Genomic DNA, 17,380 nt, shown 5'->3' on the forward strand with positions numbered 1-17,380 from the left:
ACCCGGAACAATCCCCTTCAAGATCAATAGCATGAGGAAATGACATGACCCGTTTGGCAGGCAAGACAGCGATCATCACCGGCGCAGCCGCCGGTTTCGGCGAGGGAATGGCGAAGCGCTTTGCCGAAGAGGGAGCCAATGTCGTCGTTGCCGATTTGAACCACAAGGGTGCGGAAACGGTTGCTGCCGCCATCGGAAAAAAGGCGATTGCCGTAGAGGTGGACGTTTCGCGCAAACACGATATCGATGCGATGGTTGCAGCTGCAATGGATGCATTCGGCCGCGTTGACATCATGATCAACAATGCCGGGTTCACGCACCGCAACGGTTCCATGCTGGAGGTGGATGAAAGCACCTTCGACCTGATCACGGCCGTGAATATGAAGGCGATCTACTACGCCACGCTTGCCGTGGTGTCGATCATGGAAATGCAGGGCGGCGGCTCCATCATCACCACGGCCTCGACGGCTGGCTTGCGTCCGCGGCCCGGCCTGACCTGGTACAATGCGTCCAAGGGCTGGGCGATCACCGCGACGAAATCCATGGCGGTTGAACTGGCACCGAAGAATATCCGGGTCAATTGCCTGTGCCCCGTGGCGGGCGATACCGGCATGCTCAGCCTGTTCATGGGCGAGGACACGCCGGAAAAGCGCGCGCAGTTCAAGGCTTCGATCCCGCTCGGCCGCCTGTCGACACCGCTCGATATCGCCAATGCTGCCCTTTGGCTCGCTTCCAGTGAAGCTGAGTTCATCACGGGTGTGGCGCTGGAAGTCGACGGCGGGCGCTGCATTTAGACGGGATCAACTGATTTTGTCTTGAACCGGAAGCAGATCGGCCTACATCCGGAGTGTCGTCCAATTTTCCCAATGGCTGTATCCGGCTGATCGTGGTCCGATCAGCGGCGCGGCTCATCTTTCAAGGACATGATCATGACATCGAAACCTGTCTGGTTTATCACTGGCTGTTCAACCGGTTTTGGCCGCGAGCTGGCGCGCCATACGCTTGAACTGGGTTATCCCACCGTCATCACCGCACGTAACCCCGCACAGGTCGAGGACCTGGCGCGGGGCAATGAAGACAAGGCGCTTGTCCTCAAACTCGACGTGACCAATGCGGACGATATCGCCGCTGCCGTCAAGGCGGCGGAAGCCCGCTTCGGCCGTATCGATGTGCTCGTCAACAATGCCGGTATCGGCTATTTCGGTTCGCTCGAAGAGAGCGACATCGATGAAGTGCGCAAGATGTTCGAAATCAACGTCTGGGGCCTCGTCAACATGACCCGGGCCGTCTTGCCCGTCATGCGCAAGCAGCGGTCGGGGACTGTCGTCAATATTTCATCGATTGGCGGTCTCGTGGCCAATTCGGCCGTGAGCTTCTACAATGCCACCAAGTTCAGCGTCGAAGCGATTTCGGAAGCCCTGTCCAAGGAAGTCGCGCACCTTGGGATCAAGGTTCTGATCGTGGAACCCAGTGGTTTCCGCACGGACTGGGCCGGACGCTCGGCCAACGAGGCACCCACGACCATTGAGGATTATCGCGAGACGTCCGATCAGCGCATGCAGCAGATCAGGACATCCAGCGGCAATCAGCCGGGCGATCCGGTGCGGGCGGTCAAGGCGATCGTCCAGGCCGTGGAAGCGGACACGCCGCCGTTGCGCCTGCTGCTTGGCAAGTTTGCACTAGCCGGAGCCCGCGGCAAGATTACCGAACTGCAGCGGGATTTTGATGCCTGGGCCGAGGTAACCGAAGGCGCCGATGCGCCGAAGGGATCCTGATCAAGCGAAAATGGCCGGCAATGCCGGCCATTTTTCATTCTGGCCTAAATCAGTTGGCGCAGGATCACGAACAGGGTGAAGGACAGGGCAATCGACACCGGCAGTGTCAGCACCCAGGCCATCAGCAGGTTACGCACCGTCGACATCTGCAGGCCCGAGCCATTTGCCACCATCGACCCCGCCACGCCTGACGAGAGAATGTGGGTCGTGCTGACCGGCAGGCCCAGCGTGTCGGCAGTGAAGATCGTGCCCATGGCAACCAGTTCGGCCGAAGCACCCTGCCCATAGGTGAGGTGCGTCTTGCCGATCTTTTCACCGACGGTGACGACGATCCGCCGCCAGCCGACCATCGTGCCCAGACCGAGGGCCAGAGCCACGGCAACCTTCACCCAGGTCGGGATGAACTTCGTCGCATTGTCGATGGCCTGATGGTAGGTCTTGATGGTGGCAAGGTCAGCGGGCTGCATCGGCAGCAGCTTGGCCTTGTCGATCAGCTTCAACGCTTCGCCGGTCAGATACATGTTGTTGCGGGTGTTGCTGACCATACCGACCGGAACCGTCGATGCGGAACCGTAGGGCGATATGCTGGCATTGGTCTGGTCAATGAACTGGCGCAATGCGACGGTGGTCTCGTCGCTCCATGTCTTGTTGCGCACCGCATTGCTGACCACCGCATTGGCGTCGGTGACGGTGATGCCGGGCTTTTCATAGCTGCGCAAGGTTGTCGCGGCTGCAGTCGCGGCGGACTTGTAGGCTTCGAGATAATTGATATCCGGGGTGCGGTTGAGCGCGAAGGATGTCGGTACGACACCGATCAGGATCAGCATGATCAGGCCCATGCCCTTCTGGCCGTCATTGGAGCCATGGGCGAAGCTGACACCGGTGCAGGTGAAAATCAGCAGGCCGCGGATCCACAAAGGCGGAGGAGTCTGGCCTTTCGGTGCTTCATAGAGCGCTTTGTTTTTGATCAGCAGCCGCATCGCCAGCAGCAGCAGGGCGGCCATGCCGAAGCCGACGAGCGGCGAAATCAGCAGCGACATGCCGACTTCCGTGGCCTTCGACCAGTCGACGCCGCTGGTGGCAGTGCCTGTCGGGGCCAGGAACTGATTGGCGAGACCGACGCCGACGATCGAACCGATCAGCGTGTGCGAGCTGGAGGCAGGCAGGCCCAGATACCAGGTGCCGAGGTTCCACAGAATGGCGGCGGTCAAAAGTGAAAACACCATGGCAAGACCGGCGCTCGAACCGACCTGCATGATCAGTTCCACCGGCAGAAGCGAGATGATGCCGAAGGCAACGGCACCGCTTGCGGTCATGACCCCAAGGAAATTGAAAATGCCCGACCAGATCACGGCGATCTCGGCGGGCAGCGAATTCGTATAGATCACCGTTGCAACGGCATTGGCGGTGTCGTGAAAACCGTTGACGAATTCAAAGCCCAGGGCCGTAACCAGTGCAAGCCCCAGAAGAATCCACGGCACGGCGACCGAGCTGGTCAAATCCTGGGTGAGTGAATATCCGACATAAAAAAGGCCGCCGATCAGGATGGCGACCACCGCATAATTAGGCCAATTGCCTAAATTGCTTGGCTTGTCGAGCGGGTGTTCGTCTTTCAACAGACGTGTGTCAGTCGCATTGCTTACCGTCATCAGGAAATCCCCAGTATTTGCTTCAAACACTAGGGGGAACGCTAAGGCCGGCGCGTGAACTCTTGATGACAACTTGCGCGCGGACGTTTGAGCGTCTAACGCTTGAGACAGATAAAAACTATGGAAACGCCATGCATAAGGTTGTCATAAGCGGTACCGGTGTCTTTACGCCGGAACTCTCCATCAGCAATGCCGAACTCGTTGAAGCATTCAACAGCTATGCCGCGCGGCAGAACGAAATCCATGCCGATGAGATTGCGGCAGGCACGCGCGTACCGATGACGATGTCCGCGGAAGACTTCATCGTCCGCGCATCGGGGATCGAGCGGCGCTACGTGCTCAACAAGTCGGGAATTCTCGATCCGGCGATCATGCATCCCGTCCTGGCGGAGCGCAGTGACGATGAACTGTCAGTCATGGCCGAAATGGCGGTCAAGGCGGCAACCGCGGCACTGGCCAAGGCCGGCCGAACCGCTGCCGACGTGGATGCCGTGATCTGCGCCGCGTCCAATCACGAGCGCCCCTATCCGGCGATTGCCATCGAGGTGCAGGAAGCGCTGGGAATACAGGGTTTCGGCTTCGACATGAACGTTGCCTGTTCATCGGCGACATTCGGCATTCAGGCGGCGGCCGACATGATCCGCTCGGGGTCAGCCCGTGCCATCCTCATGGTCAACCCGGAGATTTGCTCCGCCCATCTCGAATGGCGTGACCGCGACTGTCATTTCATTTTCGGCGATGTCTGCACCGCAGTGCTGCTGGAGCGCGACGACCTCGCAACCGCATCGGACCGGTTCGAGATCATCTCGACCCGCTGCCTCACCCAGTTCTCCAACAATATCCGCAACAATAACGGGTTCCTGCGCCGCACGCGCGAGGGCCACATGACCGACCGCCGCGACATGCTGTTCCGCCAGGAAGGCCGCAAGGTCTTCAAGCAGGTCGTGCCGATCGTTTCCGACCTGATCCTTACCCACCTTGCCGACGAGAATATCGCACCGGCGCATCTGTCGAGGCTCTGGCTGCATCAGGCCAACAAGGGCATGAACGATCTGATCGGCTCGAAGGTGCTGGGGCGTGAACCGGAAGCGGGAGAACAGCCGAACATCCTGCAGGACTATGCCAATACATCCTCCGCAGGCTCGATCATCGCCTTCTCCCAATATTCCGACGACCTTGCACCGGGCAGTCTCGGCGTCATCTGCTCCTTCGGTGCCGGCTATTCGGTCGGCAGCGTGATTGTGAGGAAGGTGTAGCTTGGCGGCATCAGAGCCTGTCACCACGGCGAAGACGTTGCGGCCCGATCCGTCGGAGTTTCAGTCAGGTGATTTTGTGTGGCCGAAGAAGCCGGGCGTTATCGTTCCCTATTCCGCGGCCTACGCGCCTGACATGCGGCAGGTTCCAACTGATTTTTACGACAGGCAAAAATTCGAGACCGAGAAGCGTGCTTACCTGGAGCGGGCGGCAAAATCCGATCCGGACTTCACTGCAGCGGGAGAAGCCCGGCTCAACAGGCTGGATTTTGAAGCGTTCGCAAAACGATATCACGGGCCGCAGAAGCTGAGCAAGGAATCGCTGGGGACGGGATCAATCGTCTACGTCGGACATGTGGCTATCCTTGAAATTTCCGATGCCAAGCCGTTTGTGGTTGAAGCCGTTTCCGGCAAGGGCGTTGTCAGGCAACCCTATGAAAATTGGCTTGCTTCCCGTCCTGGGGAAGAGGTCTGGCATGGCCGCGTTGCGGACCTGCCGCAGGTACAGCGCTCAAAAATACCAGCCGAAGCAAAGAAATATCTTGGCCGCCCTTATGAATTCTTCAATCTGGATTTGAACGACGATTCCGGCTTCTATTGTTCCAAGCTTGTCTGGCTGGCGATCTTCCGCAGCTTGCAATTTGCCATTGATGACGATCCTGAGAGCGAGAGATTTTTCTGGTTCTCTCCCAAGCAGTTGATGAACGCCAGGCGAGTCCAGCTTCTCTACAGTCCTGGAAGCTATTTGGACGACTGAGACTTGTTTGCAAGCGAATATCGCTCGGCATCCCTGATTTCCGACAGGTGAACAAGTGCCGCCGCCGCTTTGCCCGCGGCCTCGACATAGCTGGCATCGCGATGGACAAGCATGATGGAAAAGGCCCCGTCCATCAGCAGCACGATCTGCCGGGCGAGGCCTTGCGGCTCTTCCACTCCGGCAGTTGCCAGAACATCCGCCAGCCACGCTTCGAATTTCTTCTTGTGCGCGGAACCGATCTTGATGGCGGGGTGGCCGGGCATGTTGGCCAGTTCGGCAGCTGTCCGCAGAAAACCGCAGCCCTTCCATTTTTTGTGCCGCGCAGCCCTGGCCAGATGGGTGAAGATCGCTTCGACCTTGTCCGCAATCGTGCCGTCCGCCGCGTTGAACCACTTGGCAAACAGCGCAAGATTAGGCTGGTCGCGGGACTGGAGATAGGCGGCAACCAGATCGTCCTTGCTCTTGAAATGATAGTACAGCGTCCGCTTTGTGAGCTCCGCCGCTTCCGCAACGGCATCCACGCTGACGGCGCGAATGCCCTCCGCATAGAACAGGCGGCTGGCAGCATCGAGAATGCGGTCGCGGGTCGGGTCGGATGTCCTTGGCATGACGATAAAGTATACCAACCAGTGAATATACACAATGCGCATGGAGCATTACATCTTCGGCCTTGATCACTTCCCAGTGAAAGGCAAAATCGATGTCCGATCCCGTGCTCTTCGAAATCAAAGGCAATATCGCGTTTCTGACCCTGAACCGGCCGGAAAAGCTCAATGCCCTGAACTACGCAACCAATGATCTGTTGCTGCAGCTTCTCGATCGCATCGAGGATGATCCCGGCATCCGCGCCGTCATTCTGACGGGCGCGGGCGACCGGGCATTTTCCGCCGGCGGAGACATTCATGAATTCTCGCAAAGCATAAGCAAGGGCATCGATATCGCCGTCAGGGCGTTCGTGCGGCGGGGGCAGGCGATGACCGCGCGGATGGAGGCGTTTCGCAAACCGATCATTGCTGCCGTCAATGGCATTGCCTTCGTCGGCGGTTGTGAAATCACCGAGGCGGTGCATCTGGCCGTTGCGAGCGAGCGGGCCGTGTTTGCCAAGCCTGAAATCAATATCGGCATCCCGCCAACCTTTGGCGGTACGCAGCGCTTGCCGCGCCTTGCCGGCCGTAAGCGCGCGCTGGAACTGTTGTTGACCGGCGATACCTTTTCAGCGGCGAGAGCCCTGGAACTCGGGCTTGTCAACAAAGTGGTTCCCCACGAAGACCTGCTTCCCGCAGCGCTTGAGCTTGCCGGCCGTATTCTGCGTCATTCCCCGGTGGTGGCTGCGGGCATCATCACCGCCGTCACACGCGGGCTGAACATGCCCATCGGCGAGGGGCTGCAGATGGAAAGCGAACAGTTTGCCCGTGTCGCCGCCTCGCACGATACGCGGGAAGGGTTGAATGCCTGGATCGGGCGGCGATCGCCCGTGTACCGGGGAAATTAGCTGGGATTCAGATCCGGTCCATCAGGGCATACCAGCTGAGCGCGAGAAACAGCAGCGGCGCGCGGAAGGTGCGCCCGCCCGGAAAGGCCGGTACTTTCAGCTCTTCCAGCAGTTTCAGGCGGTCGCGGTTGCCGGCGACGGTCTCGGCATAGAGCTTGCCGACGTAGTTCGACAGCATCACGCCATGACCGGAATAGCCGCCCGCCGAAATGACGTTGGGCATGACTTCGCGCACGAAAGGCTGCCGCGGCAGGGTGATGCCGACGGAGCCGCCCCAGGCCTGCGTGATTTCCACGTCGGCGAGTGCCGGATAGATCTCGGCGATCTGCCGGCGGATATGGGTGCTGATATCGAGCGGATTGTCTGCGGTGTAGGCTTCCCGTCCGCCGAACAGCAGCCGCCCATCCTTGGAGCGGCGGAAATAGCGCACGACAAAGCGCGAGTCATCGACGCTTTCGCCGCCGGGCAGGACCGGACTGTCTTGGCCAAGCGGCACCGTGGCGCCGATGAACGAGCGGATCGGCATGACATGCGAAGCGCTGATCGGTTCAAGATTGCCGCCATAGGCGTTGACTGCGATCAGGCATTTGGCGGCCGTCACATTGCCCTTGGCCGTTGCCACCGTCACCCGTCCGTTTTGCGAGGTGATGCCGGTAACCCGGGTATTCTCGTGAAGATGGGCTCCGGCCCGGGCCGCCGCTTGTGCTGTGCCAACCACAAGTTTCATCGGCTGGATATGACCGGTGCCCGCATCGTAAACGCCGCCGAGATAGCGCGCGGAGCCGAGGCGTTCCGCTGTCTCCGCCGCATCCATGTAATGAATATGCGGATAGCCGAAACGGGTTGCCATCAGTTCGGCATGGGCGCGGTAATCTTTCAGATAGCGCTTCTTGTGCACAACGGACATTTGCCCCGGCACGAATTCGATGTCGATCTTGTGTGTGTCGGCGAACTGCAAAAGGTGCGCCTTCGCCTCTTCGGCAAGGTCGAACAGCGCCTTGGCGCGGGTAAAGCCATACTGTCCTTCCAGCTCCTCCGCCCAGGCGCGCTGCCCGGTGCCGAGCTGACCGCCATTGCGCCCGGAGGCGCCGTCACCGAAACGGTAGGCTTCCAGCAGGACGACGTCGACGCCCGCCGAGGCGAGGTGAACGGCGGCGGAAAGGCCGGTAAAGCCGCCGCCCACGATGACAACGTCGGCGGTGCGCGAACCGTCCAGTGCCGGATACTCGGTGCGATCCGCAATGGTCGACTCATACCAGGAAACGCCGGGGGAAATCGGTGACTGATAGGGCATGTTTTACGGGTCAGACGTTGAGGAGCAGATATTCGCGCTCCCATGGACTGATAACCTCCATGAAAGTCTCGAATTCTGCACGTTTGATGGCCGCGTAGGTGATGGCAAAGGACTGTCCCAGCATGGCCGTGAGGTCCTTGTCCTGCTCGAACAATATGGTCGCCTCGATCAGCCCGCGTGGCAGCTCGATGAGGTTGTCATTGACCGTGGTCGACGCAGGCGCATCCGGCTCGATCCGGTTGTTCATGCCGAGCAGGCCGCAGGCGAGCGACGCCGCCAGGGCAAGATAGGGATTGGCGTCGGACGACGGAATGCGGTTTTCCACACGCCGGGCATTGGGATCCGAACGCGGCACGCGGAAGGCCGTCGTGCGGTTGTCATAGCCCCATTTGACATTGACCGGCGCAGAAGCCGCCGGTGTCAGCCGCCGGTATGAATTCACGTAAGGCGCGAACATGACCAGAGAGGCCGGAACATGCTTCTGCATGCCGCCGATGAAGTGGCGGAAGGCCTCGCTTTCACTGCCGTCGGGATTGGAAAACACGTTGCGCCCGGTCTTCTTGTCGACGATCGACTGGTGGATATGCATGGCCGATCCGGGCTGGCCCTGGATGGGCTTGGCCATGAAGGTTGCATACATATCGTGCTTCAGCGCCGCTTCGCGGATGGTGCGCTTGAACAGGAACACCTGGTCCGCAAGCTCGACGGGATCGCCATGGCGCAGGTTTATTTCCAGCTGTGCCGCACCCTCTTCATGGATCAGCGTGTCGATCTCCAGGCCCTGGCCCTCGGAGAAATGATAGATATCGTCGATCAGTTCGTCGAACTCGTTGACGCCGGCGATGGAATAGCCCTGGCCGCCGCCAATCGCCCGGCCGGACCGGCCGACAGGCGGGGTCAGCGGATAATCGGGATCGGGGTTCTTCTTGACGAGATAGAACTCGATCTCGGGCGCGACGACAGGCTTCAGGCCCTTCTTGTTGTAGGCGGCAACAACGCGCTTGAGCACGTTGCGCGGGGTGAATTCCACCGCGGCGCCATCCTTGTTCACGAGGTCGCAAATGACCTGTGCCGTGGGATCGCTCTCCCAGGGCACGACGGAAAGGGTCGACAAATCCGGCATCAGTTTGAGGTCGCCGTCGTCTTCCGGATAGGAGAAGCCATAGCCGTCTTCGGGATAGTCACCGGAAATCGTCGCCATGAACACCGCGGAAGGCAGCGCCAGGGATGTGTTGGAGGTGAATTTCTTCGACGGCATCATCTTGCCGCGGGCAACGCCCGCCTGATCGGGAGTGATGCATTCGATGTCTTCGATATCCCGCCAGGCCAGCCACTCGGAAGCTTCACGCCAGTTTTTTACGCCGCGTGTGGCTTTGACATAGGCGGGCGTGCGCCGCCGCGTTGAGGTCCGTGCGGGTTTCTTCTCAGGGGTTTCAGAAGGCATCAATCACCAGAATTTATTGCGGTTTTCGGATGATAGATCAAAACTCATCGCTATGGGAAGGCTGGCGCGAGAAAATTGTGGTCGTGTTTTTTGCCGTCAAAAACCAAAACCGTCCGCAATCGCTTGCGGACGGTGCAAAGGTACGAAGCTGAACTCTATGCGGCATGTTTCGGCGTAACAGCAAGCTGCACACCCAGCGCCTTCAGGACGCCAAGCAAGGTGGTCAGTTTGGGATCACCCTTGGCGCTCAGCGTTTTGTACAGGGCTTCCCGCGTGACACCTGCTTCCCTGGCAATTTGTGTCATGCCTTTTGCGCGGGCAACGATTCCAAGAGCGTCGGCAATATAGCTTGCATCGCCTGTTTCAAATGCGTCGCTCAAGAGTTCGGCCTGTGACTCCGGCGTATCGAAATAGCGCGCCGGGTCGAAGGGGGTTGTCCTGATCGTCATTTTTCTTTCTCCAAATCAGCAGCGAGAGCTTTAGCCTTCCGGATGTCTTTCTGCTGGCTGCTTTTGCCGCCACCGCACAGAAGAATGATCAAGACCGTTCCATGCTGGACAAAATAAAGGCGATAGCCGGGGCCGTGGTGAAGACGAAGCTCGCTGACACCCTCGCCGACAGGCTGCACGTCGCCGCTGTGCCCATGCCGAAGACGCACAATCCTTTGCGCTATCATGTGCCTGGCGTGCCTATCCTTCAGGCGATCCAGCCAATCCGCGAAGACCTGTGTTTGACGTAGCTCAAGCATGTAATAATTAGATTACAAATGCGATGACGTCAATCAATCCAGACTTTCGGCTAATTCGTCGTCAAAAACCAAAACCGTCCGCAATCGCTTGCGGACGGTTCAGCGCGCCGTGCTGGTTCCAGACCGAAACCAGAGAAGGCCACGGTGAGCTATTGCCGGGTGACGACCACCGGGATCAGCAGGTCGCCCCAGTTGCCGTCGCCGCCATGGTGGCGGGCGGAGCGGACCAGCTCCACGGACACGCCGGCATCCACTGCCTTCATGACGGATTGGTTGAGGCGATGCAGATCATTCGCGACCATGCGAATGACAGCCTGCTGGTCTGCATTCATGGCCGATGATTGCTCCTCGGCCCGTTCCTTCACGCGTGTCTGCGGTGCCATGATGATGCTCCTTGTTGCTGGCGTTGCAGTGGGCAGTCCCTGTGACTGCCCGGGGTGGACCGGCGGCATGTAAGGGCCTCGCCGGCGGTCCGGATTGGGTGCCTGTTACTCGGCTGCCGGACGGAACTGTGCCGTCTCGGTCGATTCCTTCATGGCCGTCGTCGAAGACTGACCGCCCGTGATGGCCAGCGAGACCGCATCGAAATAGCCCGTTCCAACCTCGCGCTGGTGCTTGGTGGCGGTGTAGCCGTTTACCTCGGCGGCGAATTCCGCTTCCTGCAGCTCCGAATAGGCGGACATCTGACGTTCCTTGTAGCCGCGGGCCAGCTCGAACATGCCGAAGTTGAGCTGATGGAACCCGGCCAGCGTGATGAACTGGAACTTGTAGCCCATCGCGCCCAGCTCGCGCTGGAACTTGGCAATCGTCGCTTCGTCCAGATGCTTCTTCCAGTTGAACGACGGCGAGCAGTTGTAGGCGAGCAACTTGTCCGGATGTTGCTTGCGCACACCTTCGGCAAAACGCTTGGCCTGTTCGAGATCCGGCTTCGACGTCTCGCACCAGATCAGGTCCGCGTGCGGCGCATAGGCGATCGCCCGGGCGATGCAGGAGTCGAGACCGTTCTTGACCTGATAGAAGCCTTCCGTGGTCCGTCCGGCATCATAATCGACGAATGGGCGGTCGCGCTCGTCAATATCCGAGGTCAGGAGCTTTGCCGCTTCCGCATCGGTGCGGGCGATGACCAGTGTCGGCGTTCCCATGACGTCGGCAGCAAGCCGCGCGGCATTCAGGTTGCGGATATGGGCAGCGGTCGGGATCAGAACCTTGCCGCCGAGATGGCCGCACTTCTTTTCCGATGCCAGCTGGTCCTCATAATGCACACCCGCAGCACCGGCCTCGATGAAAGCCTTCATGATCTCGAAGGCATTGAGCGGGCCGCCGAAGCCGGCTTCCGCGTCGGCAACGATCGGTGCGAACCATGTATCGACCGACAGGCCCTTGCCTTCCGCGGTTTCGATCTGGTCGGCGCGCTGCAGCGTCTTGTTTATGCGTTTCGCAAGCTCCGGCGCAGCGTTTGCAGGGTACAGTGACTGGTCAGGATACATGGCGGAAGCGGTATTGGCGTCGGCTGCAACCTGCCAGCCGGAGAGATAAATCGCCTTAAGGCCCGCACGCACCATCTGCATCGCCTGGTTGCCCGACAGAGCACCAAGGGCATTGACGAAGCCGTCTTCATGGATGAGCTGCCACAGTCGGTTGGCGCCGTTTTCAGCAAGAGTATATTTGATCTGAACCGAACCGCGCAGTTTTTTGACATCGTCAGGCGTATAGGGACGTTCAATACCATCGAACCGACCTCCCGGAGCATTGGGTACGAGATTGTAAAAATCAGTCATTATCTTTCTCCAGCTTCTGTTGACGCGATCGCAGACAGGTCGTTTGGGAGTTTCGATGGCTGCGTTCATGTGACTGAATTTACATTGCGGTGCAGTAATTCCAATAAATATCGTTATAATCGGCGGATTTATCGAGTTAGCATGTCGCTGCTTTGACAAATAAGATTTGTAAATCTGTAAATTTTGTAATATTGGTTGATTGCCGGGAATTGTGTAAATTTTGTCAATATTGCTGACATAAGGGGTGGAAATGGCTGAAGGCAAGATTTTCGCCGGTCCCCGCATCCGGCGCATCCGCAACGAGCAGGGGCTGACGCAGACGGCCATGGCCGACGCGCTGGGCATTTCGCCGTCCTACCTCAATCTCATCGAGCGCAACCAGCGTCCGCTGACGGTGCAGCTGCTGTTGAAGCTGTCATCGACCTACAAGATCGAACTCGATACGCTGCAGGTCGAAACCGGCTCGTCCATGGCAGCACTGAAAGAAGTGTTTTCCGATCCCTTGCTCAATGGTGAATTGCCCGGCGACCAGGAGCTGATCGAGATCGGCGATGCCGCGCCCAATGCGGCGGCTGGTGTCATCAAGCTTTACCGTGCCTACCGGGAATCGCTGGAGCGACTGTCCGACCTCTCTGGAATGCTGGCAAAGGAAGGGCATGTGCCGTCGCTGTCGGCGACGCGTTTGCCGCTCAGCGAAGTGCGCGAAGTGCTGGAGCGCAAGCCCAATCATTTTGCCCGGATTGAAGGGGAGGTTGACAGCTTCATCCATCTGATCAAGCCGGGCGATGATCTCTCGGGCGCCTTGAAGGCATGGCTGAAAAGCGAGCATGGAATCACGGTGCGCGTCCTGCCGGTCGCGACCATGCCGAACTGGCGGCGGCGCTATGACCGCCATTCGCAGCGCCTGTTCATCTCGGAGCGGCTGTCGCCATTCGATCAATTGCGCGAACTGGCCATCGAGGCGGTGCTCATCCGCATGCAGGTGGTCATCGCGGCGGAGATCCAGGAGCTGAAGCTATCCTCCGACGAAGCGCGCCGCATCGCCCGGTTCGAACTTGCCCGTTATGCCGCCCAGGCCCTGATGATGCCGTATCAGGCATTCCAGACCGCCGCCCTGCGCGCCCGCTATGATGTCGACGTGCTGCGCTCGCGTTTCAATGTCTCCTTCGAGCAGGCGGCCAACCGGTTGACGACCCTGCAAAGACAGGGGGCTGCGGGCATTCCGTTCTTCATGCTGGAGGTGGATCATGCGGGCAACCGCTTCCGCCGGGCGGGGGCACAGGGCTATCCGCAGTCGCGCTTCGGCGGCGAGTGTCCAAAGCTGGCGGTGCATGCCGCCTTTGCCCAGCCGGGGCAGATTCTAGTGGAAGCCATCGAGATGCCGGGTGGCGCTGAATTCATGACCATTGCCCGCACGCTTGAGGGGCCGCAAGGCAGTTTCAATGAACGCCCGCGGCGCACGGCGATCCTGCTCGGCTGCGATATCGGTTTCGCCGATGAAACGGTTTATGGCGCTGCGCTCGGCGGCAGGAATATCGGTGCGACGCCGGTCGGTCCGGCCTGCCGTCTCTGCGAGCGCTCTGCCTGTCTTTCGCGTGCCGAGCCGCCGGTCACCCGTCCGTTGGGGCTGGACGAGATGGTGACGGGTCTCAGTGCCTTCGATTTTCAATGATGCCGCTGGATTTGCGGGCGAAAACGATGCAGAAAGCGACAATCTCCAGTCGTTTCCCAAACTTACCGCAGATTTGAAATTTGGCATTGTACCCGCATGAGTGTTTCGTCCGTCCCGCTGCCGCCGGTTGCTGCGCCCGATCCCGCCAAGAGCGCATCGGAGACCGCGGTCGGCTGCCTGCTGGTTGCAGGCTCGGCAATCGCCTGGAGTACGGGCGGCGCTCTAACCCGTTTTCTTGAAACCACGGACAACTGGACCGTGGTGTTCTGGCGGTCCGTATTCGCCGGGCTTTTCCTTTTGTGTTTCATGCTGGTCCGCGATGGTCCGCACGGAACGTTGCGGCTGTTCCGCAACATGGGGCTGGCCGGGGTGGGCGTCGGCATCTGTTTTGCCATCGCGTCGTCCTGCTTCATCGTTGCCCTGTCCTACACGACGGTCGCCAATGTCCTGCTGCTCCAGGCGGCGGTGCCCCTGCTGGCGGCGCTGATTTCCTGGGTGCTCTTTCGCGAAAGGGTCAGCCTTGCAACCTGGGGTGCCATTGCCGTGGTGATCGCCGGCGTTGCCATCATGGTTTCCGATTCGCTGGATGGCGCGGTTTCCCCCATCGGCGACCTTCTCGCCTTGCTGATTGCCATCGCCTTTGCGTCCGCCACGGTGATCACGCGGCGCAAGGCGCATCTGCGCATGACACCCGCGGTTTTTCTCGGCGTGGTGATGGCCGCCTGTGCGGCCTCGGTGATGAGCGGATCATTCTCGGCGAGCGCGCGGGATTTCGGTTTCCTGTTTGCTCTTGGGGCCGTCAATCTTGGTCTCGGCCTTGCCCTCTTCGTCAGTGGCGCCCGTCTTATCCCCTCCGCGCTCGCCGCATTGATCGGAACGCTCGAGCCTGTGCTCGGGCCCGTCTGGGTCTGGCTTTTGCACAATGAAATCCCGACGCAGCGCACCATCATTGGCGGCGGTATCATCCTTTGTGCATTGCTCTTTCATCTGGGCTGGGAATACCGGCGCCAGCGTGCGGCTTTGACACGAAAGCCACCAGCCTGACGCCGTGCGCCAAAATGCGGCGATCAAAATTGCGTTGATCAGCAACTTTAGATGAGGGAGTTGCTGCAACCCTGTTGACGAAGTGATCGCAATCTAAAAAGGTAGGGGAAATTTGGGAACCCCTGGCACGGCTGAAAGATCAGGTGCCAGCAGCATGGAGGCATTTTATGGGTATCAAATCCATCCTTTTAACGGCCACTTTCGCCCTTGGGCTTGCCACGGCAGCCGGCGCGCAGGAACGCGTTGTCAATGTCTACAACTGGTCCGATTATATTGATGACAGCATCCTGGCTGACTTCACCAAGGAAACCGGCATCAAGGTTGTCTATGATACCTTCGACTCCAATGAGATCCTCGAAACCAAGCTGCTGGCAGGCGGAACCGGGTACGACGTCGTTGTTCCGACCGCATCCTTCCTGCAACGCCAGATTGCCGCCGGTGTGTTCCAGAAGCTCGACAAGTCGAAGCTGCCGAACCTGAAGAACATGTGGGATGTGATCAACCAGCGCATCGAAAAATATGATCCGGGCAATCTGTATGCCGTCGACTACATGTGGGGCACCACGGGCCTTGGCTACAATGTCGACAAGATGAAGGAAATTCTCGGATCGGATGCGCGTCCGAACTGGGATATCCTGTTCAAACCCGAGATGGCGGCTAAGTTCAAGGATTGCGGTGTCCATGTGCTTGATTCTGCCTCGGATGTCCTGCCGTCCACGCTGGCCTATCTCGGCCTCGATCCGGACAGCAAGAATCCCGACGATCTCGCCAAGGGCGCAGACCTGTTGACAGCGGTTCGCCCGTCGATCCGCAAGTTCCATTCGTCGGAATACATCAATGCACTCGCTGCCGGCGATATCTGTCTGGCACTCGGCTATTCCGGTGACATCCTGCAGGCTAAGTCGCGTGCGGAAAAGGCCAATGCCGGCGTGAAGCTGGACTACGCCATTCCGTCGCAGGGTGCGCAGATGTGGTTTGACGTGATGGCCATCCCTGCCGATGCACCGCATGTGGCCGAAGCCCACGAGTTCATCAACTACATCATGCGTCCGGAAGTTGCAGCGAAAGCCTCGAACTTCGTGTCCTATGCCAATGGCAACAAGGCCTCGCAGGAATTCATCGACAAGGCCATTCTGGAAAATCCGTCGGTCTATCCGGATGCGGCCACATTGGCCAAGCTCTTTACCGTGACGCCTTACGATACGAAAACGCAGCGAACCGTCACGCGGCTCTGGACCAAAGTGGTAACAGGCCAGTAAATCTCGAGAAAACCCCGGCAGAAAATGCCGGGGTTTTTAACGTCAAGACCAAAATGCCGGGGCAATCATGAAATCACTGGGAAGCTTTCGCCGTAAATTCGCACCTTGGAATGATCCTGAAGCAAAACCCTATATTTCCTTCGAGAATGTAACCAAAAAGTTTGGTGACTTTACCGCTGTCGATGACTTGTCCCTGACGATCTACGATCGTGAATTCTTCGCCCTTCTCGGCGCATCCGGCTGCGGTAAGTCCACGCTCCTGCGCATGCTGGCCGGATTTGAAGAACCGACATCTGGCCGCATCCTGCTTGACGGCCAGGATATGCGCGGCATCCCGCCCTACAAGCGGCCTGTGAACATGATGTTCCAGTCCTATGCCCTGTTCCCGCACATGACAGTCGAGGGCAACATCGCTTTCGGCCTGAAGCAGGATGGCATGCCGAAGAATGAAATCGACGCGCGTGTTGCGGAAATGCTCAAGCTGGTCAAGCTCGAGCAGTTCGCCAAGCGCAAGCCGCATCAGCTGTCCGGCGGCCAGCGTCAGCGCGTGGCGCTTGCCCGCTGCGTTGCCAAACGGCCAAAGGTTCTGCTGCTGGACGAACCGTTGGGGGCGCTCGACAAGAAGCTGCGCGAAGAAACGCAGTTCGAGCTGATGGACCTGCAGATGAAGCTTGGCCTGACCTTCGTCGTCGTGACGCACGACCAGGAGGAGGCCATGACCATGGCCGATCGCATCGCCGTCATGGACAAGGGCAAAGTCAAGCAGGTGGCAACGCCTGCGGAAGTCTACGAAGCTCCGAATTCCAAGTTTGTGGCGGATTTCATCGGCAATGTGAACATGTTCGAAGGTACAGCCTCGACGGTGATGCCGGGCAAGGTCGACATCGATGTCCCCGCCGACAGGATCACCATTCGTACGGATGCAACGCGCGACTGCTCCACCGGCCAGTCCGTCGGGTTTGCCATCCGGCCGGAGAAAATCCGCCTCAGCCGCAAGGAACCGGCAAACACTGCCGTCAACGCGGCGCATGGCGAGCTCTACGATATTGCCTATTTCGGCGACATGACGGTTTTCCACGTCCGGCTTGAAAGTGGCCGGATCATCAAGGCAGCCAGTTTGAACGCGGTGCGCACGGTCGAAGACCCGCTTGGCTATGACGACAAGGTCTGGGTCAATTTCGATACCGACGCCGGCATCCTGTTGACGGCTTAGGG

The 17,380-nt window shown here is 59.2% G+C and carries 17 protein-coding genes; 9 read left to right on the forward strand and 8 right to left on the reverse strand.

From position 1 onward, the window contains the following. Window positions 1-44 precede the first annotated feature (44 nt). Together ACZ5FP_RS06185 and ACZ5FP_RS06190 are read left to right on the forward strand one after the other, a co-directional pair. Window positions 45-794, forward strand: a complete 750-nt coding sequence (locus tag ACZ5FP_RS06185; protein WP_464662765.1) for an SDR family oxidoreductase — start codon at window positions 45-47, stop codon at window positions 792-794. Between the two features lie 135 nt (window positions 795-929). Beyond that, on the forward strand, window positions 930-1,775 hold the full coding sequence (locus ACZ5FP_RS06190; protein ID WP_464662766.1) for an oxidoreductase: 846 nt from the start codon (window positions 930-932) through the stop codon (window positions 1,773-1,775). Between the two features lie 44 nt (window positions 1,776-1,819). Here ACZ5FP_RS06190 and ACZ5FP_RS06195 read toward each other — a convergent pair whose 3' ends face one another. Beyond that, the gene (locus ACZ5FP_RS06195) at window positions 1,820-3,424 is read right to left on the reverse strand and encodes an inorganic phosphate transporter (protein WP_223611766.1); all 1,605 of its coding nucleotides are present in this window, start codon (window positions 3,422-3,424) and stop codon (window positions 1,820-1,822) included. 131 nt (window positions 3,425-3,555) lie between these two features. Here ACZ5FP_RS06195 and ACZ5FP_RS06200 point away from each other — a divergent pair, with 131 nt between their 5' ends. Then, window positions 3,556-4,680, forward strand: a complete 1,125-nt coding sequence (locus ACZ5FP_RS06200) for a beta-ketoacyl-ACP synthase III (RefSeq protein ID WP_464662767.1) — start codon at window positions 3,556-3,558, stop codon at window positions 4,678-4,680. Between the two features lies 1 nt (window position 4,681). Further along, complete coding sequence (locus ACZ5FP_RS06205; protein WP_464662768.1) at window positions 4,682-5,434, forward strand: YiiX/YebB-like N1pC/P60 family cysteine hydrolase; 753 nt, start codon at window positions 4,682-4,684, stop codon at window positions 5,432-5,434. Here the strand turns inward: ACZ5FP_RS06205 and ACZ5FP_RS06210 are convergent. After that, window positions 5,419-6,042 carry a TetR/AcrR family transcriptional regulator gene (locus ACZ5FP_RS06210; protein ID WP_464662769.1) on the reverse strand — a complete coding sequence of 208 codons (624 nt, stop codon included), beginning with the start codon at window positions 6,040-6,042 and terminating at the stop codon, window positions 5,419-5,421. The two genes, ACZ5FP_RS06205 and ACZ5FP_RS06210, sit on opposite strands and share 16 nt — an antisense overlap. A 92-nt stretch (window positions 6,043-6,134) precedes the next feature. Here ACZ5FP_RS06210 and ACZ5FP_RS06215 point away from each other — a divergent pair, with 92 nt between their 5' ends. After that, window positions 6,135-6,926, forward strand: a complete 792-nt coding sequence (locus tag ACZ5FP_RS06215; protein ID WP_464662770.1) for a crotonase/enoyl-CoA hydratase family protein — start codon at window positions 6,135-6,137, stop codon at window positions 6,924-6,926. 7 nt (window positions 6,927-6,933) lie between these two features. Here the strand turns inward: ACZ5FP_RS06215 and ACZ5FP_RS06220 are convergent, their stop codons facing one another. From ACZ5FP_RS06220 to aceA, 6 genes are all read right to left on the reverse strand, one after another. After that, complete coding sequence (locus ACZ5FP_RS06220) at window positions 6,934-8,220, reverse strand: NAD(P)/FAD-dependent oxidoreductase (protein ID WP_464662771.1); 1,287 nt, start codon at window positions 8,218-8,220, stop codon at window positions 6,934-6,936. A gap of 10 nt (window positions 8,221-8,230) precedes the next feature. Next, entirely contained in the window at window positions 8,231-9,664 is a 1,434-nt protein-coding gene (locus ACZ5FP_RS06225; RefSeq protein WP_105736357.1) for a glutamine synthetase family protein, read from the reverse strand. Between the two features lie 155 nt (window positions 9,665-9,819). Beyond that, window positions 9,820-10,113 (reverse strand): addiction module antidote protein, encoded by a 294-nt coding sequence (locus ACZ5FP_RS06230; RefSeq protein ID WP_288192023.1) that lies wholly within the window; start codon window positions 10,111-10,113, stop codon window positions 9,820-9,822. Continuing rightward, on the reverse strand, window positions 10,110-10,412 hold the full coding sequence (locus tag ACZ5FP_RS06235) for a type II toxin-antitoxin system RelE/ParE family toxin (protein ID WP_464662772.1): 303 nt from the start codon (window positions 10,410-10,412) through the stop codon (window positions 10,110-10,112). The genes ACZ5FP_RS06230 and ACZ5FP_RS06235 overlap by 4 nt, the downstream gene beginning before the upstream one ends. A 149-nt stretch (window positions 10,413-10,561) precedes the next feature. Then, window positions 10,562-10,795, reverse strand: a complete 234-nt coding sequence (locus ACZ5FP_RS06240; protein ID WP_027230260.1) for an SMc00767 family acetate metabolism repressor — start codon at window positions 10,793-10,795, stop codon at window positions 10,562-10,564. 105 nt (window positions 10,796-10,900) lie between these two features. Beyond that, window positions 10,901-12,190 (reverse strand): isocitrate lyase, encoded by a 1,290-nt coding sequence (aceA, locus tag ACZ5FP_RS06245; protein WP_403170000.1) that lies wholly within the window; start codon window positions 12,188-12,190, stop codon window positions 10,901-10,903. 250 nt (window positions 12,191-12,440) lie between these two features. On the opposite strand from aceA, the gene ACZ5FP_RS06250 reads away from it, so the two are divergent. From ACZ5FP_RS06250 to ACZ5FP_RS06265, 4 genes are all read left to right on the forward strand, one after another. Further along, a complete protein-coding gene (locus tag ACZ5FP_RS06250; protein ID WP_464662773.1) occupies window positions 12,441-13,862 on the forward strand; it encodes a helix-turn-helix domain-containing protein in 1,422 nt (473 codons plus the stop codon). 96 nt (window positions 13,863-13,958) lie between these two features. Further along, window positions 13,959-14,906 carry a DMT family transporter gene (locus ACZ5FP_RS06255; protein ID WP_464662774.1) on the forward strand — a complete coding sequence of 316 codons (948 nt, stop codon included), beginning with the start codon at window positions 13,959-13,961 and terminating at the stop codon, window positions 14,904-14,906. Between the two features lie 167 nt (window positions 14,907-15,073). Then, window positions 15,074-16,165 carry a polyamine ABC transporter substrate-binding protein gene (locus ACZ5FP_RS06260; protein ID WP_464662775.1) on the forward strand — a complete coding sequence of 364 codons (1,092 nt, stop codon included), beginning with the start codon at window positions 15,074-15,076 and terminating at the stop codon, window positions 16,163-16,165. 67 nt (window positions 16,166-16,232) lie between these two features. Further along, window positions 16,233-17,378, forward strand: a complete 1,146-nt coding sequence (locus ACZ5FP_RS06265) for an ABC transporter ATP-binding protein (RefSeq protein WP_426136737.1) — start codon at window positions 16,233-16,235, stop codon at window positions 17,376-17,378. The last annotated feature ends 2 nt before the right edge of the window (window positions 17,379-17,380 follow it).

Source organism: Phyllobacterium sp. T2-21 (genome assembly GCF_055378485.1).